Origin of the sequence: Gelidibacter salicanalis, from assembly GCF_007997285.1 — a bacterium.
GTDB lineage: Bacteria > Bacteroidota > Bacteroidia > Flavobacteriales > Flavobacteriaceae > Gelidibacter > Gelidibacter salicanalis.
In genome coordinates this window covers 164,173-184,910 of record NZ_VORX01000003.1, presented here as the reverse complement: position 1 = coordinate 184,910, position 20,738 = coordinate 164,173, and the positions used below count along the sequence as shown (strand labels likewise).

The following is a 20,738-nucleotide window of genomic DNA, read 5'->3' as shown; positions in this document are numbered from 1 at the left end:
CTTATGAAATCTATAGTGTATGCACTCAGCCTAGTATTCTTACTGACTTCTTGTAGCGAAAAATACAGGAAGATTGATAAAGATGATGTGACCATCAGTTCAGAACGGTTGGATTCAGTGGTTGCTGAGCCTAAAACAAAAACCCAACTCAGAAAGGATTTGATTGCAAAGGGTTATAACATATTTGATGTGATTGATGAGAAGACTAAAGATACCATTATCATGCAGCAATATTTTATGGCATTTTTAAAAAGTGGACCTACCAAGATTCAGAATGAGGAGGAGACTAAGCGTTTGCAAAAATTGCATTTGGAGCATTTAAAAAAGATGTACGATATGGGCTATGCGGACATTTCAGGGCCGTTTGGAGATGTTGGGGAAATTATGGGCATCACCATTTATAATGTTCCAACCTTAAAGATGGCGGATAGTTTGGCCAAATCTGATCCTTTGGTAAAAGCAGGAAGTTTAACAATTGAAATCCATCCTTGGTGGGCCCCTAAGGGGTATTCGTTAAGATAGATTGATAAGAAAACCACTGCGCTCAACAGTGGTTTTTTGGTAATAGGTCAGAATCTACCGTCCTAAATATATTATTGAGTTGAAAAAGCTTCTACTGTTTTCATGCTGTTTACGCTGTAGGTGTCTGAAACGGAAACCACAGCCTCTTCTAGCGCATCAGGAGTAACTTTAGCCTTATCGTATTCTACCATGGCCAAGTGTCTCTCAAAATCGACTGTAGCCGATTTCACACCTTCCATTTTTGCGATTTTCTTTTCAATGGTTTTTGCACACCCCATCACACAGGTCATGCCTTCAATACCAAACTCTGCCTTAGCAAAGGTTGCCTGTGGATCAAAGTTAACTTGTGAAGCCGCTTCAGGTTCTGCCATCTCTACAGTTTTAATCTCAGGTTGGGTGCTGTCTTTACAACTTACTGACACTAGCGCTAATGCTGATAACAATACAAATACTTTGACTGATTTCATGATCATCGGATTTAGGATTTTAAAAAGGAGTGCTTATAACACCCTCTTAAACATCAAAATTAATCAATTATGGGCTTAAGCAGTCAAAATTTAGAGATTTTAACTTTCAAAAATACCAGGCTTAATTTGATGAAGCGCACGGCAGCAGCAATACAGATCGCGGGTTATCCTTGAATATAAAGCATAAAAAAGCCTGAAGTAGGTCCTTCAGGCTTCTTTCAAATTAAATGGAGTAGGTATTAGTTGAAATCTGCTTTCATTACACCTTCGTTAACCCGATGGTTGGTAACATTCATCTTAATAACCTGTGGGCCTGTAGTTACAGACATGCTGTACGGATACATCATCTCTTTAACCGGCGAATAGTTGCCGTAATCTTCAACACTCGTAAAAGATTGACCTTGTGCTTCGATAGTTTTTTCAACTCTCACTAAATATCCTGTCTTGGCATCATAATAACGGAAAGAGTCTTTTCCGTTTTCCGTCACTTTAATTTTGTAAGCATCACTGCCATCAATACTGATCATGCTCTCTAAACTTAGAGCGCTCGGCTCGTAATACAATTCAGGGAAAATGGTATGTGAGGCTTTCTGATCTTTTATTTGCTCTTCGGTTAAATCCATCTTATTGCCTTGCTGCTCAGTATATCCCGTGGTACCGTTGAATTTCTGTTTCATGATTACTCCCATGCCGTCTATAGACATTTCCATAGAAGTTTTATTTGGTGTCATAGCTTTCATTTCGCCAACTGGAGAAAACGGAGCGCCTTCAATAGTCACATTTGCCGTAGTCCAAACAGACTTTACCGCTTTTGCTTTTTCTTTACCACCAACAGCTTTGAAATACGACTCTAAAACCGTAGCCGTAGTCACACCATCAGGAAGTGGTTTGCTAAATTTTGGTTTATCAACCGGGTTGGCATAAGTGTCAAAATACAAGATTGGAATGCCTGTTTTTTCAAGATTCTCCAACACATCAGCACCTTTACCAACAACTACAATTCGAGCGTTCTCTGGTTTAAAATAGGTATTGGCAACACGCTTTACATCTTCAGCAGTAACAGCATTTATTTTTTGTAAAAACGTTTCGTAAAAGTCTTTAGGCAAATTGTTCAATTTGATATTTAGTGCATATCTGGCCACGGTTTGTGGACTCTCTAAGGCCAATACAAAATCGCCTACATATTTTGCTTTTGCATTTCTCAAGGCTTCAGCTTCTACAGGTTCGTTTTTTATACGATTGATTTCTTTTAAGGTTTGCACCACGGCACTGTCCGTAACCATGTTTCTTACGGCTGTACTGGCGGTAAAACGACCAACATATTTGTCAGCATCTACACCAGAACGCGCGCCATAAGTATAGGCATGTTTCTCACGCAAATTCATATTCAGGTAACTTCCAAAGCCCCCGCCCAAAATTTTATTGGCTATCAACACCGCATGGTAATCAGGATGATTCATTTTTAAATTGACATTGTTAGTCAATAAAATGTTTGATTGAACAGCATTTGGCATATCCACAAAATTAATTTGTGTGTATTGCACATTTGGAGTGGCGTCTGGAACGTTGGTTTGCACGTTAACCGATTTTGTTGAATTTCCAAAACGTTTTTCAACTTGAGACTTGATGGTCTTAAAGTCGACATCGCCCACCACCACTAAATATGCATTGTTAGGATTGAAGTTTTCTTCATAAAATGCGCTGATATCCTGAAACGTGACATTATTAACAGTTTCTGTAGAAATAAACTCTCCGTATGGATGGTTTATGCCATAAGATAATGCATTACCTACACGTCCTGCAACGGCATCCACACTTTTTTCTTGAGATTTTAAGCCTTCAATAAGTCTTTCTTTTTCCTTTTTAAATTCCTCTTCCACCAATAATGGGTGCATGGCAGCATCTGCCATTAGTTCTAAAATACGATCTGAATATTGAGAAAGTGCACTGGCATAAGCGCCAGAAGAATTAAAGCTCAATCGGGCTCCTAAAAAATCTATTTCTTCGTTAAATTTTTCTTTAGAGATTGAGGTCGTCCCGTTACCCATCATGCTGCCAACTAAACTAGAAACTCCAGCTTTTGCGCCTTCAGTTTCTGGTTTGTTATCAATGGTTAAGCTAAAGGATACTCTTGGCAATTTATGATTTTCTACGACCATCACCTTCATACCGTTTTTAAGGGTAAATTCTTGTGGCGATTTTAAATCGATTTTTGGAGCAGGTCCAGGTTGCGGTTGTTTTGAACGGTCAATTTGTGCATGTACAGAAAAAGCCATAAAAAACACCATTAAGAACGCTGATATATAAGTTTTCATATGATTCAATGTTTGTTAAATTTTAATTATAGGTCATCCTTTTTTGGAAGATAATCAAGTTCTACACGTTGGTTAGGACTTAAATATTTTTTAGCAACGTCTCTGATTTCTTCTCTCGTAATGGAACGGTAGATTTCAATTTCGCTATTGATTAGGTTGACATCACCCTTTAATAAGTAGTTTGTCGCTAAGTTTTCAGCAATCCCTTCCACGCTTGAATTGGAGTTGACATAACGGTTTTCAAATTGATTTTTCAGTTTTTGGTAATCCCGTTCTGAAATCAATTCTGTTTGTAATTTTGCAATTTCTTCATCCATTTCACTTAGTAAGGTATCTAAAGACACATCACCCAAAGGCAATGCCAATATAGCAAATACGCTATAGTCCATTTGCCCGATGTTTATGGCTTGTGCCTGAAGGGCCATCTTTTTCTCGTCGACTAATTTTTTGTAAAGTACTGAGCTCTTTCCACCACTTAAGTAGCTAGAAACCATATCTAAGATATAAGATTCACGTTCCTTAAACCCTGGGGTACGGTAAGCAGCAATAACTGCAGGAATTTGAATATTATTGTCGTAAGCCGTTGCTTTAATAGTTGTAGTAATTGGGGTTTCTTTAGCAAAATTTCTAACCACATCAGCTCCTCTAGGGATCGCACCAAAATAGTCTTTTACCATTTTTTTGGTTTTGGCTTTGTCAATGTCACCAGCAACTACCAATACGGCGTTGTTTGGAACATAGTATTTTTTGAAATAGGCTTGGAATTCCTCTAAAGTAGCGGCATCCAAATCTTCCATTTCACCAATATTTTTTTCTTTGTAAGGGTGCACGGAGAATAAGTTTTCTCCAATAGCTCCTAAGAATCCACCGTAGGGCGCATTGTCATAACGCAAGCGTTTCTCTTCTTTAACCACTTCATTTTGGGTATCTACACCAATTTGATTAATGATTGGGTGCATTAAACGCTCAGATTCCATCCATAATCCTAATTCTAAATTGTTTGATGGAAAGACTTCGTAATAATACGTTCGGTCTAAAGATGTATTGGCATTGTTGGTGCCTCCGTTAGAAGACACAACGTTAAACCATTCGCCTCGGGCAATATTTTGAGTGCCTTCAAATAACAAATGCTCAAAGAAATGGGCAAAACCGGTACGGTTGGGCTCAAAATCCTTTCCACCTACATCATACATCACAGAGGTAATAACTACGGGAGCGGAATTGTCTTGATGTAGGATCACGTGCAGTCCGTTGTCTAAATCAAACTCCTCAAATTCGACCTGTTGAGCATTGGCGAATCCGCCAAAAAACAGCAAAGAGGCCAAAGCGAATAAACGTTTTTTCATTGTTTTCTTTTTAATATTAATTAATATATAATGTAAGTAGCATCTTACTCAGTTTTGTTACACTATTGCTCAAAAACATGAATTGATCTTGGCAATAAAGTGGTTAAGATTGAAAATTACTCTTAAAAATTGTGTTTATAAAGATTTTTTTACGAATTTTAAGATTCATAAGTTTTAAATGGAATATCCATGAATAGATCTTTATCAGTCTCCTTAAAATATGGCTTATTCGTTGCGGCTAGTTTAATTACGTACTTCCTTATTCTAAGATTGTTTGATTTACACAATAACCCATGGTTACGGATGGCCAATGGACTTTTTATGGCCTCTGGAATCTATTTTGCCATTAAAAACTATAAATTCAAATTTAATTCTGACTTCACTTATGTTGACGGTTTTAAAACCGGTTTATTGACGGGGTTTATAGCCACAGGCTTCTTCGTGGTGTTTATGGCCATTTATATGTTTCATTTGGACACTGAATTTCCCAATACAATTCTGAAAACTTGGTTCGATAATACTAATCAAGGCGCCGGTATTCTCATTTTAATTGTATTGATGGAAGGTTTAGCGTCTACTGCGGTTTTGACTTTAATGTTTATGCAAATATTTAAAAAAAGCCAACACGTTGGTCAGCAGGAAGATTTAATAGATCATAAACCAAGACAAAAACCTTAAATTTCCAGGTCTACATTCCAATTCAACCCTCTCATCAGTTCAAATTGTATTATCATTAAAGTGACCATTAACCGTTATCACCTAGATCGCAGATTAAATAACAATGGCACAATTAAGAGCACAGAAGTCAATTTCGTAACTGAATTGAGTGCTGAAGTTTTAAAATTTTTCAGGCATTATTTATGATCTTAATCGATTCATAATTTCTAACACAGGATTTTTATAGATTTTATTTGCTTCTGGCGCTGAAAAACGTTTGTAGTTTAATTAATTAGGTGTATATTTGCACCCATTTTAGAACAAAAATTAACTAATTTAAACGTTACGCTATGTACGCAATTGTAGAGATAGCAGGGCAACAATTCAAAGTTGAAAAAGACCAAAAAGTGTTTGTTCACCGTTTAGCAACAGAAGAAGGAAAGACAGTGTCTTTCGATAATATTCTTTTGATTGGTGATGGTGATAACATTACTTTAGGCGCCCCAGCTATAGACGGAGCTCTTGTAGGAGCAAAAGTCTTAAGTCACCTTAAAGGTGATAAAGTTATCGTTTTCAAGAAGAAAAGACGTAAAGGTTACCGTGTGAAAAACGGTCATCGTCAAGCTCTTACTGAAATCGTTATTGAAAGCATTGTTGCTTCAGGAGCTAAAAAGGCTGAGAAAACTGAAAAAGCAAAGCCGGTAAAAGAAGCGAAAGCTGAAAAAGCTGCCCCAAAAGCAGCAGCAAAAAAATCAACTGGAAAAGCTGACGATTTGAAAAAAATCGAAGGAGCTGGACCTAAAGCCGCTGACGCATTAGTTGCAGCAGGTGTTGATACCTTTGCGAAATTAGCTGACATGAAACCAGAAGCTATCAGTGAAATTTTGACTGAAGCAAGTTCAAGATTGGCTCATATTGTAACTGACACTTGGCCAAAGCAAGCAAAATTAGCTGCTGACGGTAAATGGGATGAGTTACAAGTTTATCAAGAAAAATTAGATGGTGGTGTTGAAAAATAATTCAACCCATTAAGTATAACAAATTAAAACCTTAAGACAATGGCTCATAAAAAAGGAGTTGGTAGTTCTAAAAACGGTAGAGATTCAGAATCGAAACGCTTAGGTGTGAAGATTTTTGGTGGTCAAGCTGCTATTGCTGGAAATATCATCGTAAGACAAAGAGGCAATACACATCACCCAGGTGAAAATGTGTATGGTGGAAAAGATCACACTTTGCATGCACAAGTTGATGGTCTAGTCAAGTTTACAAAGAAGAAAGACAACAAGTCTTATGTGTCGATTGAACCGTTTGAGGTTTAATTTTCGCAGGTTCTTTTAGATATCAAAAAACCCTTTCTGTTTTCAGAAAGGGTTTTTTAGTTTGAAGACCTTAGAGATTTTAAAACCTCTAAGTTATTTTGTTAGTTATACAATCTGCATCTTCTTCAAGAGGAAACTCGCATTCATATTCTTACAAATGCCTGTTTTAAAGGTGTAGTCAAAGTACAGTTCGTCATCAATAATTTCCGCATCAAAATAATAATTCTTTACTTCTTCAAGTTCTTGTTCTATTTCGCATAAGCTTAAGTCGTGCGTGGCAATAATTCCCGTCGCGTCAGATGCCACCAATTTTTCAACAAACTTGCGCGATCCTATGGCTTTATCAGTACTATTGGTGCCTTTTAATATTTCATCTAAGATGATAAAATACGGCTCTTTTTGAATGGCGTCTACAATGAATTTTAAACGCGTTAATTCCGAAAAGAAGTAAGAGCTATCATCTGTAAGAGAATCGCTCGTACGCATGCTGGTAATGAGTTTTACAGGATTATAGTTACTCGACTTAGCACATACGGGCAAGCCAACGTTAGCCATCACAATATGTAGGGAAACGGTTCTCAAAAAGGTGCTTTTACCTGCCATATTCGCGCCCGTAACAATAAAAAACTGTTCGTTCTCTATCTTCAAGTCATTGTCCACACGCTTCTCAGTTTTTAATAACGGATGCCCTAAATCAACTGCATTGATCACATTTCGGTCAGAAGAAATTGTAGGAAAAACGTAATGCGGGTGATTAAAAGCATAATTACCTAAACTGTTATAGGCATCAAAAAAGGAGACGACTTCAAACCAATCTTCTACTTTATGTTTATAACCATTTAGCCATTGCTCTACTCTGTAGCTGTTTTTTAAATCCGTTAAGAAATACCCATTCCCAAAAACACTTGAGATCAGGTTGTTTCTATTATCTAAAGCATCTAAAGCTTGGCTAAATTTATTGAAAATGAGGGACGCCTGTTCGGATGCTGACTGAATTTGTTTCTGCTTAGCAATAAGTAATTCCGAAGTAAAGGTTTCATTCTCAATTTGTTTTAGGAGAAGTGCATACTGCTTAAAGGTGTCTTTTACTTTGTCCGTATGAAAGGCTAAATCGTTGATTTTCTTAAAATATATTCCGGTAATACCCAATCCTATAAATAACCAGTAAGCCAAAAATCCGGCACTTATAACTTTTAGAAAGAATAACGCGAATATGCTCAAAGTGCCGCCAAGAAATGCCCAAGGCATCCATTTCATAATTTTTGGAATGAACGTTTTGTGATCCTTTAACCAACTGATGATGTTATGTGCGGGAGTTTCTACTTTAATCAAACTAGCGGTGGCGGAGTACAATTGGCGCCATTCCGGTTTGGAGGCGAGTTCTTTAATGGCTTCCTGTCGGAGTACTATGTCATCAACCGCATTAGCCTTCAATTGGGCAGCCAATTGCTGGGTGCCTTCGTCAATAGCTGTTCTATTCAAAAATTGAAAAAAGGAGCCTCGTCCAAATAAATCGATATCCAAGCTATAGAAATGTAATGGATCTTGAGACGCCAAACCTTGATTCCGGTCATGAAAATTCCCAGCGCCAATGGCCAATTCCGTCTCATTGACATCTATAAGCGCTTTTTTGAGTGCTCTTTGCCCTTTTAGTTCGGTATATTTAGAGAGCAGGCCAACAAACACTAGAATGCCCACAATGGCGATTCCTGCGGCAAATTGCCAATTTGGAACAGCAAAGTAGAGGCCCACCGCAGTGAGAATAAACACGGCAATACGCAACGTACTTAAAAGAGTCATTTTTTTATACAGCGCGTTTGCCTCCGTTTGATAGCGCTCTACGTTTTGTTGGTAAAAGGTGGTGGGGTGATCCATAGGTATCATAATTTATCTAAAAGCGTATGCCGTCTAGAGTACTGAAAATTGAAATTACGGTTTTTACCGCTTTATTATAAAATTCAGGATGGATATTTTCGAAATCGTCAGTAGGCTTGTGGTAGTCTTTATGATCTGCGACTCCAAAATATAAAAAGGGAATATCTTTTTTATGGAACGGCGCGTGGTCAGAAGACATGGTCCAGTTCTGCAAGCCGTCCTTACCATCGTGACCCATCAAAAGGGCAAAATTTTCCGGGTTTTTATACTGGGAAATAACTTCTTTTAAAGTGTCATTATAGGCGGTTCCAACGGCATAAAGCTCATTGTTGTCACTCCGACTAATCATGTCCATATTGATGTTGAGCTTGATATTAGTTAAGGGCACTATTGAATTGTCCACAAAATGATGTGATCCGGCTAGTCCTAATTCTTCGGCATCAAAAGCAGCCAAAATAACCGAATGCTCGGGCGGATGCTTTTCAAAATACTCAGCAAACGCAAAGAGGGCGGCTGTGCCCGAAGCATCATCATCCGCACCATTATAAATCTGATTGTTTTTAATGCCTTCATGGTCATAATGCGCGCTGATCACAATATAGTCATCAGGATGTTGCGTGCCTTTGATCAGCCCTAAGACATTGACCCCATTATAAGTTTTGTCCCGAGCCGTAAATGAAAAAGGCTGCTGATAGTCTGGCACAAAAGGAAGCACCTGTAATCGAGAAAATTTTTCGATGATGTAATTCTTGGCTTTTTCGGCTCCAGGAGTCCCTGTGCGTCGGCCTTCAAAGGCATCAGACGATAGTGTTTTAATATGCACTAATAAACTGTCCGGACTAAAAAGATAGCGTTCCTGAATTGCGGTTTGTTGATCGGGTTTCGGTGCGCAAGACCCGAGCGTAAGACTAAGGACTGCAAAAAGTGTAAGCCACAATAAGTGCTTCATAAAGTATGGGGTTTAAAATATAAAGAAACAAAAAATCCCAATAAAGCATTGGGATTTTAATTGAAATTAATGACTTCCTAAGGGGGAAGTTGACTATAAGATTATCCTTTTAAGCTTGCCGCTAAATATTCGCGATTTAGTCGGGCAATATTTTCAAGGGAGATGCCTTTAGGACATTCTACTTCACAAGCTCCCGTATTGGTACAGTTACCAAAACCTTCTTCGTCCATTTGCTTTACCATGTTTAAAACACGTTCAGTAGCCTCAATTTTTCCTTGTGGCAACAACGCGAACTGAGACACCTTAGCACCGACAAATAACATGGCGGAAGAATTTACACAACTCGCAACACAGGCACCACAACCAATACAGGTAGCAGATTCGAATGCCGTGTCCGCATCGTGTTTATTCACCGGAATAGCATTGGCATCAATGGTATTCCCAGAAGTGTTCACAGAAATAAAACCACCCGCATGCTGAATACGGTCAAATGAGGTGCGATCTACAACCAAATCCCTAATCACCGGGAAGGCTGTAGCTCTAAACGGCTCAATGTGTATGGTATCACCGTCATTAAACATACGCATATGTAATTGACAAGTGGTAATTAAACGATCGGGTCCATGAGCTTCTCCATTAATGTATAAAGAGCACGTACCGCAGATACCTTCACGACAATCATGATCAAATGCTACTGGTTCTTCGCCTTTATTGATGAGTTGTTCATTTAAAACGTCCAACATTTCTAGGAAAGACATATCGCCTTCAATACCATCAATTTGGTAATCTACTAGCTTTCCTTTGGTGTCAGCGTTTTTTTGACGCCATATTTTTAATGTTAGCTTCATGCCTTCAATATTAAGTTATTAAGTAATTGAGAGATTGTGTTATTAGGTAACTCAAAATTCAATTGTCTATTTTTCTTTTTGTGTCTTAAGATATTTAATGTAGCCATTAAGTATCAAAAGTGTTTTACTGTGAATGGTCCGTAAATCGTTTAAAGTATCTATGGAAATGTAATTTTCATCGAAAGCTACAATGCCATGGTCTAAAGTTTCAAATAATGAACCTCGTGCAATTCTGCAAAATTGTATGTTTTCCTGATAATGAAATCTACCATAACCTTAAGCAATATTGTTTCCAACTGAACGCGATGATCGCCTTATTTGATCAATTAATACGTACTTTTCAGAACTTGGTAATTTTGAGATGACTGCATTACTAACAAATAGTCTTAGACTTCGCGCTTCTTTCCAGCACGCTAGTTCTTCAAAAGATCTATAATTGTCCATGTCATGACCTTAATAACTCAATCTCTCAATAATTTATTTATAACTTCTCTCTTTCACTTCAATATTCTCGTACTCTAATTCTTCCTTATGAAGGATCGCATCTTTAGGTTCTCCTTGAAATTCCCATGCTGCAACATATTGAAATTCTGGACGTCTTAAGGCTTCACCCTCTTCAGTCTGGTATTCTTCTCTAAAGTGACCACCAGCTGATTCTTCTCTTTGTAACGCATCTTTGGCAAATAACTCCCCTAATTCGAGGTAATCCGCTACGCGCATTGCTTTTGCCAGTTCCTCATTAAATTCATTTTGCGTTCCTGGGACTCTAACATCCTTCCAGAATTCCTTACGAAGTTCTGCAATCTCCACTATAGCTTCTTGTAAGCCTTGGGCATTACGAGCCATTCCACATTTGTCCCACATGATTTTTCCAAGTCGTTTATGGAAATGGTCTACAGAATGTGTCCCTTTATTATTGATCAAGTGGTCTAAACTGTCTGTAACATTTTTCTCTGCTTGATCAAATTCTGGTGAATTGGTCGGAATTTTTCCTGTACGAATATCTTTTGATAAATAATCACCAATAGTATATGGCAATACAAAATAGCCATCTGCCAAACCTTGCATCAATGCCGAAGCACCAAGACGGTTAGCACCATGGTCAGAAAAGTTGGCTTCTCCAATACAATATAAACCTGGTACGTTGGTCATCAAGTTGTAATCTACCCAAAGTCCACCCATGGTATAATGCACCGCAGGATAAATCATCATTGGCATTTCATACGGGTTTTGATCTACGATTTTTTCGTACATCTGGAATAGGTTACCATATTTCTCTCTGATAACTTCTTGTCCTAAGCGTTTGACTAAAACGGCATCATCTTCATTTAAACCTCTTACGTGTGCACGTTCCTTTCCGTAACGTTGAATGGCGGACGCGAAATCTAAATAAACAGCTTCACCGGTTTTATTAACACCATAACCTGCATCGCAACGTTCTTTTGCGGCACGGGAGGCGACATCACGAGGGACTAAGTTCCCGAATGCTGGGTAACGACGCTCTAAGTAATAATCTCTATTTTCTTCAGGAATCGCAGTCGCTTTTAATTTTCCTTCTCTAATAGCCAATACATCATCCATGTTTTTTGGTACCCAAATACGTCCGTCATTACGGAGTGATTCAGACATCAAAGTCAGTTTTGATTGATGGTCTCCAGAAACTGGAATACAGGTTGGGTGAATTTGTGTGTAACATGGGTTTGCAAAAAAGGCACCACGTTTGTGTGCTTTCCAGGCTGCCGTGACGTTACTTCCCATTGCGTTGGTAGACAAGAAGAATACGTTTCCGTAACCTCCAGTTCCTAAAACCACAGCATGGGCAGAATGACGCTCAATCTCTCCAGTAATTAAATTTCTTGCGATAATTCCTCTAGCTTTTCCTCCAACTACAACAACGTCTAACATTTCGTGACGGTTGTACATTTGGATTTTACCACGACCAATTTGGCGGTTCATGGCAGAATAAGCGCCTAATAATAATTGTTGTCCTGTTTGTCCGGCAGCATAAAATGTTCTTGAGACAAGCACCCCACCAAAAGATCGATTGTCTAAATAACCACCATATTCACGTGCAAAAGGAACCCCTTGTGCCACACATTGATCAATAATATTAGCAGATACTTCTGCCAATCGGTACACGTTTGCTTCACGAGAGCGGTAATCGCCACCTTTGACAGTATCATAAAATAAACGGTAAGTTGAATCCCCATCGCCCTGATAGTTTTTGGCAGCATTAATTCCCCCTTGTGCAGCAATAGAGTGCGCACGACGCGGTGAATCTTGAAAACAAAATGCTTTTACGTTATAGCCTAATTCTGCTAAAGTTGCAGCGGCAGAACCTCCAGCCAAACCTGTACCAACAACAATAACATCAATGTTACGTTTGTTAGCGGGATTGACAAGGTCAATATTGTTTTTATAGTTGGTCCACTTGTCCGCCAGTGGGCCTTCAGGTATTTTTGAATCTAAAGCCATATTAGATATTTTTTAGTAATTAAAATGATGATAAAGTGCGATGAAAATAAATCCTAATGGGATAATGATTGCATACGCCTTACCAAATCCTCTTAATCCTCTTGTATATTTATTGTTGGCTCCTACCGATTGAAATGCGGAACTGAACCCGTGTAATAAGTGTAATGCTAAAAACACAAATGCCAGACAATAAAGCGCCACGCGCCACACATCTACAAATTTGTGTTGCAATTCTTCAAAATAGCGGTATTCGCCATCAATCATTCCAGACATGTCGCCTTCAATGAATTTGGTGTTGATCTCCGGTAACCAGAAATCGTAAAAATGGAGTCCTAAGAACAATAAAATGGCACCACCAGTCCAAATCATGTTTCTACTCATCCAAGTAGAATTGGCGTTGCCGTTGTTTTTAACGTAGGCAATTTTTCGTGCATTTCTGTTTCTAATTTCCAAAATCATTCCCATCACAAAGTGAAAAATGACACCCAAAATTAAAATGGGTTGGAAAATATATTGCACTACCCAAAAGGTTCCCATAAAATGAGACGCCTCATTAAATGTGTCTGCACTGAAGACCGATAGGATATTAATTGCAAAATGTTGTACTAAGAAAATCATGAGGAAGAATGCCGAAAGCGCCATGGCAAACTTTCTTCCAATTGAAGAATTTAAAATTCCGCTCATCTTTTGAAGGTTAGTTTAATGTTAGGCAAAGATACACTTCAATCGTTTGAAAGCCAAAAAATAGAACTATTTCTACTTATTTGGAATCATTTTAATTAAAAATTAAAACGTGGATTTACAATGGTATTATAAATAGAACCAAAGGAATAACTCAACCCTATATTGAAATAATAATTATACCCTGATTGCAATTGCTGTTGCTGTAACAACAATTCTTCTAAGGAAACGTCTCCAGCGGGCAGATTGATCTGATTTCGGGTAATGCCGTAATTGCCGCTAAGATTTAAATTAAAACCCTTAAACAATCGGATACTCGTGCCTAAATAAAAGGTCAGCGAATTGAGACTTGTGTCGTGCATATATTGCTCAAAGGAGGCTTCGCCATAAATGTTACCCCATTTTTGGTTGACACTTCCTCCTAATTTTAATTCATGTTCCCACAGGTATTCATTTTCTTTGGCATAAACTGATCGCTGAATATAGTTGTTGTAGACGATGCCATTAGAATACGTTAAGGCTAGTTGTTTTTTTGCAGAAACTGAATAGTTGAAAAAATTGTATTCTATGGCAGGCTTAAACTCCCAGTAAAACTCCTTGTTGCTATACATCGAGGATCCTAAGTTGGCAAACGCCCCCGCTGACCAATGGCCGCTGATACTTATGATATCACTAACGTAAAAGTATTTTGAATTTCGCTTAGAAATGATGTCAGTGCCATCATAACTAAAGGTGGATTGATTCTCGCTAAAACCGGCCCTAAATGAAAACTTATTTGCTTCGGTAACACGTTTTGAAGTTGCATTTACACTAAAACTGCTGAATGTGCTCGATTCTTCACCACTAAAATAACCAAAAATGTCCGCTCCAAAAACCCAGTAATCCCAAGGATCTTTAATGCTGGCATTTGTTACTTCATTTTCTTGAGGTTTTTTGATGGTAATTGAAAGATGTTCTGTATCTCCTTTTTTCATCCAATATCTCACCAATCCTAAACTTATGAATTTTAATATTTTATTTCTGATAATGTCCTCGGTCATATCGGAATCGGTAGAAAAAATGACCTGCTCCTGAAGATCTTTATAGCTCCTTTGGCCTATAAAATCAATCACATATTCGCTGCCACCACTGCCATTGGTTTGGCGGGTAAAGAAAAGATGAACATCCGCAAACTTCTGATCGCGCACAAACTCGACATGGGTTAAATTTTGTTTGATAAACGTATTATCACAAGTGTTACAATCTAGATACAATTTGAGATCTTTGGAATCTTGAGAAAAAACAAAAGAAGTAATAATTAAACAGAGTACAGTGAAGGCAGATTTTATCATAGTAATTGGCGATTATAGTGGTATAGTCGTAAAATAATCGCGTGCGAGAATTTACATATTTGTCTGCATCTTCATTAGCACTTCCATCCCTAACTTTCCAGAAAGATATAAAATTAAATAAAATAATTTTTCTTTGATTTTATATATTTTATAATGCGGTCAAAATGTTTTGTATTCCATTCCTCCTTAAATCAGAAAAAACCAAGGATCATAGTCTGTGTAATCCTTTAAAATTAATTTTCAAAAATTTTCAAAATGTATCTTATTATTATGAACTATAGACGGTAAAATGGCGAAGTAGAGGTTAAAAGTTTCATAAAGACGCAGTAGATTTTTTTAAGCAACCCGAAAACTGTAATTTTGAAAAAACTACACATTATGAAATACGATCAAATAGACCGCAAACTTTTTATAAAAAACCGCAAGAACTTTATGGCTCAGATGAAGCCAAGTAGTTTAGCGGTTTTTAACTCTAACGATATTTATCCAGTTAGTGCAGATAGTACGATGCCATTTCAGCAACATCGCGACATTTATTACTTGAGTGGAGTAGATCAGGAAGAAAGCATCTTGGTGCTTTTCCCGGATTGTCCTAAAGAAAACCATCGTGAGATATTATTTTTAAAAGAGACCAATGATCATATTGCAGTTTGGGAAGGTGAAAAACTCACCAAAGAAGCAGCGTTTGAAACCTCAGGGGTTAAAACCGTGTATTGGTTAAAAGATATGGAGAAGGTCATGTTTGAATTGATGACCCAATGTGATACGGTGTATATCAATACCAATGAACACTACCGTGCCAATGTTGAGACTGAAACCCGCGAAGATCGCTATACCAAATGGTTAAAGCAGAAATATCCTGCGCATGCTGTAGCGAAAAGTAATCCAATTTTGCAGCGTTTACGTTCGGTTAAAGATCCTATAGAGATTGACTTAATGCAAAAAGCCTGTAATATTACTGAGAAAGGGTTTAGAAGACTTCTTGATTTTGTCAAACCTGGAGTTTGGGAATATGAGATTGAAGCCGAATTGATGCACGAATTTTTGCGCAACCGCTCCAAGGGGTTTGCGTATACTCCCATTATTGCGGCGGGCAACAATGCGAATGTGTTGCATTATGTAGTTAATAATCAACAATGTAAAGACGGCGATTTAATTTTGTTGGATGTTGGGGCTGAATATGCCAATTATTCAAGTGATATGACGCGTACCATTCCTGTAGGCGGAAGATTCTCAAAGCGTCAGAAGGAAGTTTACAATGCGGTAAATCACGTTAAAAAAGAGGCGTCCAAATTATTGGTTCCAGGCACGGATTGGGCAGAGTACCACAAGGAAGTTGGCGCAATGATGACTTCTGAATTGTTGAGTCTAAAATTATTGGATAAAGCTGATGTTCAAAATGAAGATAAAGATTGGCCAGCTTATAAAAAATACTTTATGCATGGTACCAGCCACAACATCGGATTGGACACGCATGATTACGGTATTTTGACGGAGCCGATGCAAGAAAACATGGTATTTACGGTTGAGCCGGGAATTTATATTCCAGAGGAAAAATTCGGAGTGAGATTGGAGGATGATTTGGTCATTCAAAAATCAGGAGAGCCGTTTAACTTGATGGGAAATATTCCTATTGAAGTGGACGAGATTGAAGACATTATGAATTCATAAATAATAATAGAGGCACTTGAAAAAGTGCCTCTATTATTTTTAATTGATGTCTGAGTTAGGCCGGCACCAAATGAAATACATAGCGGTTAAGTTTTCTTAAGGTCTCCACCTTATCACTAGTATTGATCAGCAGCGAAATGTTATTATTACTACCGCCGTAAGAAATCATCCGGACATTCACATCTTGCAGAATCTGGAACAGTTTAGGAGTGTCAGCATGATACACAATATGGTTGCCCACCAAACAAACAATGGTTCTAAATTCATCAACTTCAACCATCGCAAATTTTTCTAATTCTTCAACAATGCCAGATAGATTTTTGGTGTCGTCTATAGTGAGCGAAACCGCAATTTCTGAAGTCGTAATCATATCGATAGACGTTTCGTATTTCTCAAAAATTTCAAATACTTTCTTTAGGAAACCGTGTGCCAAAAGCATTCTGGCAGATTTTATTTTAATGGCCGTAATCCCATCTTTGGCAGCTATGGCTTTGATACCTTCGCCATGAATAGCGTTGGTAATTAAGGTGCCGTGGGACGATGGAGATAATGTATTTTTTAATCGCACAGGAATATCCAGTTCTCTAACAGGCATCACGGTTTGAGGGTGTAGAATTTTAGCGCCAAAATACGCCAACTCCGCAGCCTCGTCAAACGATAAGTTGGAAATGGCATGGGTATCTGGTACAAAACGCGGATCGTTATTATGGAAGCCGTCAATATCCGTCCAGATTTGTACTTCACTAGCGTTTAGCGCCGCACCGATAATTGTTGCGGTATAATCACTCCCCCCACGTTGTAAATTGGCTACTTGGCCATCAGCATCCAAACATATAAAGCCTTGGGTGATGTAAATGTCTGCGTCTGGTTGTTGGTCAATACTGCGGTTAAAATTTTGACGGATATAAAAATTATCCGGTTCGTTAAATTTATCAATTCGCATAAATTCTAAGGCGGGCAGTAAGCACGCTTTTAAGCCTTCTTGTTTTAAAAAACGACTGAAGATAAATGTAGAGAGCAATTCGCCTTGGGAAATGATTTTATTGCTTAACAAGGGGGAGTAGTTGGTGTTGACAGCAGTCTTTAATGAGGCAAAAATAGTGTTGACATAGGTCTGCACTTCAAGTTTTATGGCGGCGTTAGTAATTAAATTCTGCACTGTTTGGGTGTAGGTGGTGTGCAAATCAGAAATGAGATCGATGGCGTTGTCCAATTCCTTGAATTTAATACATTCTGAAATTGTAACCAAGGTATTGGTAGTCCCTGACATGGCAGAGAGCACCACAACTTTACGTTGACCATCATTAATGATATTTTTGACATTGGTCATGTTTTCAATCGAGCCAACAGAGGTGCCTCCAAATTTTAATACAAGCATAATAGTATAAATTTTAATCGAGCGAAAATAGAAGCTGTCCATCACATATCCATAGAAATTAAAATTTTTGACTAATTTTACACAAAATGTTATATAATTAACAAATGAAAACCATTGCTGCTTGCGTTCAAGAGCTATTATTAGCCCAACCATTTTTGGAAGAGGCCATTTCACGCGGCATCATCAACTATTCGGCTTTGGCTGAAGAACTGGCGCCAACGATTAGCAATCTGCTCAAAAAGCCGGTGAAAGAGGGAGCGGTCATGATGGCTTTGCGCCGTTACCAACCGCCCATAGATCTTGGGAGTTCGTTAAAATTGAAGCGTGTCCTACAAAATCTGGGTGATATCACCGTGCGCTCCAATCTTACCGATTTTACATTTCAGAATTCCAAAACCCTAATCCATAGCCACTCAAAAATTATGCGCGAGATGGACGGCATGTCCAATGTGTTTTATGCATTTACAAGGGGTATTTATGAAAGCAATATCATTATTTCCTCCGCTCAGCGATTGGACGTCCTGAAGAGTTTTCAATTTGAAGTGTTGCTTGGAGAGAAAGCAGAACTCTCAGCAATCACCATCAGTTTGCCATCAGACAATAGCAAAGTAACCGGGCTTTATTATCAGATATTTAAACGGTTGGCTTGGGAAGGGATTGCGCTTTATGAGGTTGTTTCCACTACTAACGAATTTACAATTCTTGTTGAGGATGACGTGGTAGACCGTGCATTTTCAGTTATGAAGCGTTTGAAGGATTAAAATGGCGATACATGTTGAGTAGCATGAACATAAGTATGGAAGGAATAATCCATCCCAAATTATAAGAGGCGAGAGGAATGGCATTAATAATGGATGTTAAACCTTCAGATGGCGCCAAAATCTTCAGAAAATCTGGAATGCTAAAGATAAAAGCGGTAATCACTACACTTTTAAACACCAAGGCTGAGGCCCATTTTTCAGGTATGACGTTCAATAAAATCAAAATAATGGTGATTGGATAAATAAACATCAGGGCAGGGATAGCTACATCTATAATGTATTTCACGTCAAATTGGCCCATTACAATGCCCATTAAACTCCCAATGATGGCCGTGATGGTATAAACGGTTTTCGAGTTGTGAAACAAGCCCTTTAAATAATCTGCCGTACCAGTTACAATACCCACGGCAGTGGTGAAACAGGCCAAGGCAATAAGAACGCTTAATAAACTTGCTCCCGCTGTTCCCAAAGTTTTGTGTCCCAAACCTAATAATAAAGCCGATCGTGATACATCTTCCGGGAACTCTGTATTGTGCAATGCACCAATTAAAATTAGGCCCGTATAAATGATGAACAAACCAAAGCCAGCCAATAAGCCAGCTTTAAATATAAGTTGCTGTTTGTCTGCAGCGGGACTGGAATTTTTTAAATTTATGGAGATGATCAGCACCGCACCAACAACCATTGCGGCAATGGCATCAAAGGTTTGGTACCCTTCCAAAACACCATCCACCAATGGTGTGCTAAAACGGGTAGGTTGCACTGCACCTGGCGATGCGAAAATAGCAATCCCGATAATGGCCAATAAAATCATGATGATGATGGGCGTGAGATACTTGCCTAATAAATCCAACACTTTGGAGCGATTCATCACAAAAATAAAAACCAGAATAAAATAAATGCTGCTCGTTAAAAGACTGCTGCTATTAAAGAAAGGAGCAATGGCCATTTCGTGAGTTACCGAGGCAGTTCTAGGACCGGGAAGCAGTAAGCAAATGCCGTACACGATAAAGCAATAAACAACGCTGAAAATTGGTGATACTTTTTTGCCAAAATCGTACATGGTGCCTTGTAATCTGGCGTGGGCCACGATGCCTAAAATAGGGATAATCACAGCGGTAATAACGAAACCTATGGTGATCAATAACCATGCTTCTCCGGCCTGAAATCCTAAGAATGGCGGCAATATTAAGTTTCCAGCTCCAAAAAACATTGAGAACAATGCGAAACCAGTAATAAAGATGTCTTTACTTTTATTCATAGTGCATAATCTTATTTTGATAGCCAACACCTTAAGGTCAACTAAAGACTAAAACATATATTTGCCGAATATAGATGAAATATGAGATTAGAGTACAAAGACATTCCAGTTTTTTATCAGGATCAAGGCCAAGGAGTACCAGTGGTATTGCTACATGGATTTCTGGAAACTTCAGTAATGTGGCAGGAGTTGATTCCCACCCTTACTAAAAACTACCGCGTAATTACCATTGATCTTTTAGGACATGGCGCCACCGGGTGTTTGGGTTATCTCCATACGATGGAGCAGATGGCCGAGGCAGTTCAAGCAGTATTGAACCATTTAAAAATTGAACAATTAGTGATAATCGGACATTCCATGGGAGGCTATGTGGCTTTAGCGCTGGCGGAAGCCTATCCCAAAAGCGTGGCGAAGTTGTGCTTGATGAACTCGTCGCCGTTTGCTGATTCTCCAGAAAAGCAGAACAATAGAGATCGGGCAATTGAGGCGGTCAAATACAATCACAAAAATTTTATCAGAATGTCAATTGGCAATTTGTTCAGTCCCGATAATCGCGAACAGTTTGACGGAGAAATTGAGCGTATTAAGATGGTGGCCATGGGTTTACCCGTTCAGGGGATCGTCGCGGCTTTGGAAGGGATGAAAATACGCGAGGATAGAAGTGCGTTGCTCAAAAAATTAACGGTTCCAAAATTGGCCATTCTTGGGCGTAAAGACCCTGTTTTAGAGTATGATTCAGTAAGCGAAGAGTTAAAGTCTCTAAATGTTGAAATTATCGATTTTCCTGACGGACACATGTCTTATATTGAAAATAAAGAAGAATTAACTTACCATATTATGCGGTTTATCGAAAAATAATGTTCTTTGGCGTCTTTTTCTGAT

At 38.4% G+C, this 20,738-nt stretch carries 18 protein-coding genes and 1 pseudogene; 7 read left to right on the top strand and 12 right to left on the bottom strand.

What is annotated here, in order from left to right:
• The first annotated feature begins 3 nt into the window (after positions 1-3).
• Complete coding sequence (locus ES711_RS07060; protein WP_146891972.1) at positions 4-522, top strand: YciI family protein; 519 nt, start codon at positions 4-6, stop codon at positions 520-522.
• Positions 523-593: 71 nt separating this feature from the next.
• On the opposite strand, the gene ES711_RS07055 is transcribed toward ES711_RS07060, so the two are convergent.
• The 3 genes from ES711_RS07055 to ES711_RS07045 all read right to left on the bottom strand — a co-directional run bounded on the left by ES711_RS07055 (position 594) and on the right by ES711_RS07045 (position 4,650).
• Positions 594-989: a heavy-metal-associated domain-containing protein gene (locus ES711_RS07055; protein ID WP_146891970.1), complete on the bottom strand. Its 396-nt coding sequence runs from the start codon at positions 987-989 to the stop codon at positions 594-596.
• 239 nt (positions 990-1,228) lie between these two features.
• Entirely contained in the window at positions 1,229-3,304 is a 2,076-nt protein-coding gene (locus ES711_RS07050; protein WP_146891967.1) for a M16 family metallopeptidase, read from the bottom strand.
• 26 nt (positions 3,305-3,330) lie between these two features.
• Positions 3,331-4,650 (bottom strand): M16 family metallopeptidase, encoded by a 1,320-nt coding sequence (locus ES711_RS07045; RefSeq protein WP_146891964.1) that lies wholly within the window; start codon positions 4,648-4,650, stop codon positions 3,331-3,333.
• A gap of 189 nt (positions 4,651-4,839) precedes the next feature.
• Between ES711_RS07045 and ES711_RS07040 the strand changes: the two genes are divergently transcribed.
• From ES711_RS07040 to rpmA, 3 genes are all read left to right on the top strand, one after another.
• On the top strand, positions 4,840-5,328 hold the full coding sequence (locus ES711_RS07040) for a DUF4199 domain-containing protein (RefSeq protein ID WP_146891961.1): 489 nt from the start codon (positions 4,840-4,842) through the stop codon (positions 5,326-5,328).
• Positions 5,329-5,657: 329 nt separating this feature from the next.
• Positions 5,658-6,326 (top strand): 50S ribosomal protein L21, encoded by a 669-nt coding sequence (gene rplU / locus ES711_RS07035; protein WP_146891958.1) that lies wholly within the window; start codon positions 5,658-5,660, stop codon positions 6,324-6,326.
• 39 nt (positions 6,327-6,365) lie between these two features.
• Entirely contained in the window at positions 6,366-6,626 is a 261-nt protein-coding gene (gene rpmA, locus ES711_RS07030; RefSeq protein ID WP_146891955.1) for a 50S ribosomal protein L27, read from the top strand.
• A 105-nt stretch (positions 6,627-6,731) separates the two neighbouring features.
• Here the strand turns inward: rpmA and ES711_RS07025 are convergent, their stop codons facing one another.
• The 7 genes and pseudogenes from ES711_RS07025 to ES711_RS06995 form a co-directional block, all read right to left on the bottom strand.
• A complete protein-coding gene (locus tag ES711_RS07025; protein ID WP_146891952.1) occupies positions 6,732-8,501 on the bottom strand; it encodes a MutS-related protein in 1,770 nt (589 codons plus the stop codon).
• 16 nt (positions 8,502-8,517) lie between these two features.
• On the bottom strand, positions 8,518-9,450 hold the full coding sequence (locus ES711_RS07020; RefSeq protein WP_146891950.1) for a M28 family peptidase: 933 nt from the start codon (positions 9,448-9,450) through the stop codon (positions 8,518-8,520).
• 101 nt (positions 9,451-9,551) lie between these two features.
• Complete coding sequence (locus ES711_RS07015; protein ID WP_146891947.1) at positions 9,552-10,298, bottom strand: succinate dehydrogenase/fumarate reductase iron-sulfur subunit; 747 nt, start codon at positions 10,296-10,298, stop codon at positions 9,552-9,554.
• Between the two features lie 66 nt (positions 10,299-10,364).
• A pseudogene (locus ES711_RS07010) lies at positions 10,365-10,742 on the bottom strand (four helix bundle protein).
• A gap of 33 nt (positions 10,743-10,775) precedes the next feature.
• Positions 10,776-12,773: a fumarate reductase/succinate dehydrogenase flavoprotein subunit gene (locus ES711_RS07005; RefSeq protein WP_146891944.1), complete on the bottom strand. Its 1,998-nt coding sequence runs from the start codon at positions 12,771-12,773 to the stop codon at positions 10,776-10,778.
• 12 nt (positions 12,774-12,785) lie between these two features.
• The gene (locus tag ES711_RS07000) at positions 12,786-13,457 is read right to left on the bottom strand and encodes a succinate dehydrogenase cytochrome b subunit (RefSeq protein ID WP_146891941.1); all 672 of its coding nucleotides are present in this window, start codon (positions 13,455-13,457) and stop codon (positions 12,786-12,788) included.
• Positions 13,458-13,552: 95 nt separating this feature from the next.
• Positions 13,553-14,785, bottom strand: coding sequence for a hypothetical protein (locus ES711_RS06995; protein ID WP_146891938.1), 1,233 nt, complete (start codon positions 14,783-14,785; stop codon positions 13,553-13,555).
• 378 nt (positions 14,786-15,163) lie between these two features.
• Between ES711_RS06995 and ES711_RS06990 the strand changes: the two genes are divergently transcribed.
• Positions 15,164-16,456 (top strand): aminopeptidase P family protein, encoded by a 1,293-nt coding sequence (locus ES711_RS06990; protein ID WP_146891935.1) that lies wholly within the window; start codon positions 15,164-15,166, stop codon positions 16,454-16,456.
• Positions 16,457-16,511: 55 nt separating this feature from the next.
• On the opposite strand, the gene ES711_RS06985 is transcribed toward ES711_RS06990, so the two are convergent.
• A complete protein-coding gene (locus tag ES711_RS06985; protein WP_146891933.1) occupies positions 16,512-17,834 on the bottom strand; it encodes an aspartate kinase in 1,323 nt (440 codons plus the stop codon).
• 104 nt (positions 17,835-17,938) lie between these two features.
• Here ES711_RS06985 and ES711_RS06980 point away from each other — a divergent pair, with 104 nt between their 5' ends.
• Positions 17,939-18,595, top strand: coding sequence for a hypothetical protein (locus ES711_RS06980; RefSeq protein WP_146891930.1), 657 nt, complete (start codon positions 17,939-17,941; stop codon positions 18,593-18,595).
• Here the strand turns inward: ES711_RS06980 and brnQ are convergent.
• Positions 18,573-19,856 carry a branched-chain amino acid transport system II carrier protein gene (brnQ, locus tag ES711_RS06975; protein WP_146891928.1) on the bottom strand — a complete coding sequence of 428 codons (1,284 nt, stop codon included), beginning with the start codon at positions 19,854-19,856 and terminating at the stop codon, positions 18,573-18,575. The genes ES711_RS06980 and brnQ overlap by 23 nt on opposite strands.
• Positions 19,857-19,937: 81 nt before the next feature.
• Here brnQ and ES711_RS06970 point away from each other — a divergent pair, with 81 nt between their 5' ends.
• On the top strand, positions 19,938-20,714 hold the full coding sequence (locus ES711_RS06970; protein ID WP_146891925.1) for an alpha/beta fold hydrolase: 777 nt from the start codon (positions 19,938-19,940) through the stop codon (positions 20,712-20,714).
• The last annotated feature ends 24 nt before the right edge of the window (positions 20,715-20,738 follow it).

Bases quoted from the DNA above. Each gene is read 5' to 3' on its own strand.
- ES711_RS07060 (WP_146891972.1), top strand. From the start codon at position 4: ATGAAATCTATAGTGTATGCACTCAGCCTAGTATTCTTACTGACTTCT.
- ES711_RS07055 (WP_146891970.1), bottom strand. From the start codon at position 989: ATGAAATCAGTCAAAGTATTTGTATTGTTATCAGCATTAGCGCTAGTG.
- ES711_RS07050 (WP_146891967.1), bottom strand. From the start codon at position 3,304: ATGAAAACTTATATATCAGCGTTCTTAATGGTGTTTTTTATGGCTTTT.
- ES711_RS07045 (WP_146891964.1), bottom strand. From the start codon at position 4,650: ATGAAAAAACGTTTATTCGCTTTGGCCTCTTTGCTGTTTTTTGGCGGA.
- ES711_RS07040 (WP_146891961.1), top strand. From the start codon at position 4,840: ATGAATAGATCTTTATCAGTCTCCTTAAAATATGGCTTATTCGTTGCG.
- rplU (WP_146891958.1), top strand. From the start codon at position 5,658: ATGTACGCAATTGTAGAGATAGCAGGGCAACAATTCAAAGTTGAAAAA.
- rpmA (WP_146891955.1), top strand. From the start codon at position 6,366: ATGGCTCATAAAAAAGGAGTTGGTAGTTCTAAAAACGGTAGAGATTCA.
- ES711_RS07025 (WP_146891952.1), bottom strand. From the start codon at position 8,501: ATGGATCACCCCACCACCTTTTACCAACAAAACGTAGAGCGCTATCAA.
- ES711_RS07020 (WP_146891950.1), bottom strand. From the start codon at position 9,450: ATGAAGCACTTATTGTGGCTTACACTTTTTGCAGTCCTTAGTCTTACG.
- ES711_RS07015 (WP_146891947.1), bottom strand. From the start codon at position 10,298: ATGAAGCTAACATTAAAAATATGGCGTCAAAAAAACGCTGACACCAAA.
- ES711_RS07005 (WP_146891944.1), bottom strand. From the start codon at position 12,773: ATGGCTTTAGATTCAAAAATACCTGAAGGCCCACTGGCGGACAAGTGG.
- ES711_RS07000 (WP_146891941.1), bottom strand. From the start codon at position 13,457: ATGAGCGGAATTTTAAATTCTTCAATTGGAAGAAAGTTTGCCATGGCG.
- ES711_RS06995 (WP_146891938.1), bottom strand. From the start codon at position 14,785: ATGATAAAATCTGCCTTCACTGTACTCTGTTTAATTATTACTTCTTTT.
- ES711_RS06990 (WP_146891935.1), top strand. From the start codon at position 15,164: ATGAAATACGATCAAATAGACCGCAAACTTTTTATAAAAAACCGCAAG.
- ES711_RS06985 (WP_146891933.1), bottom strand. From the start codon at position 17,834: ATGCTTGTATTAAAATTTGGAGGCACCTCTGTTGGCTCGATTGAAAAC.
- ES711_RS06980 (WP_146891930.1), top strand. From the start codon at position 17,939: ATGAAAACCATTGCTGCTTGCGTTCAAGAGCTATTATTAGCCCAACCA.
- brnQ (WP_146891928.1), bottom strand. From the start codon at position 19,856: ATGAATAAAAGTAAAGACATCTTTATTACTGGTTTCGCATTGTTCTCA.
- ES711_RS06970 (WP_146891925.1), top strand. From the start codon at position 19,938: ATGAGATTAGAGTACAAAGACATTCCAGTTTTTTATCAGGATCAAGGC.